This is a genomic window from Synechococcus sp. BA-120 BA3, from assembly GCF_034931285.1.
Taxonomy (GTDB): Bacteria; Cyanobacteriota; Cyanobacteriia; order PCC-6307; family Cyanobiaceae; genus Cyanobium.
This window is the reverse complement of sequence record NZ_JAYGHZ010000248.1, coordinates 1-501: the sequence shown is the minus strand read 5'-3', so window position 1 is coordinate 501 and position 501 is coordinate 1. Positions and strand designations below refer to the sequence as shown.

Annotated in this window: 1 protein-coding gene and 1 pseudogene; both read left to right on the top strand. The window is 74.3% G+C overall.

Features of this window, described 5'->3' with window-relative positions; genetic code table 11:
• Positions 1–328 (top strand): annotated as a pseudogene (locus tag VB737_RS07585) (hypothetical protein); the annotation flags it as partial.
• 38 nt (positions 329–366) lie between these two features.
• Positions 367–498, top strand: a complete 132-nt coding sequence (locus VB737_RS07580; RefSeq protein WP_500312293.1) for a hypothetical protein — start codon at positions 367–369, stop codon at positions 496–498.
• The last annotated feature ends 3 nt before the right edge of the window (positions 499–501 follow it).

Below are 501 nucleotides of genomic sequence, written 5' to 3'. Positions count from 1 at the left end.
GGGCAGGCCCGCCCCCGCCCGCTTCTATTCCCAGCGCCCCACCCCGAGCTACGGCGCCAGCTTCCGCCTCGAGCAGCTGGGGCCGCCGCCCCTGCTGGCGGATCTGGCGCTGCCCGCCCCATCGGCCCTGGCTAAGCAGGAGGTACTGCCCGCCTCCCGCCAGCCCATGGCCGCCCCCTTCCAGTCCCCCCACTTCGCCGTCGTGCGCACGGAGGACGGCTGGATCCTCGAGGCCCGCGTCACCAAGGATCTCGACGGCGACTGGCTGCTGAGTCGCCACGAGCTGGAGGAGCTGCACGGGCTCCTGGAACAGGTGATCGCCTCCTGACCCCCGCCCCTCCCCCCGATCCGGTGGTCCCGGACCAGGTGTCGACCGCCCAGACCCCGGGCCGCCTGCTCAGCGTGCTGGGGGTGAGCTTCGGCATCGCCGGAGCGGTGGGGGGCACCATCGGCGCCGCCACGGCAGGTTCCTCGCCCATGCGGCGCAGCCAGCGGTAGTGG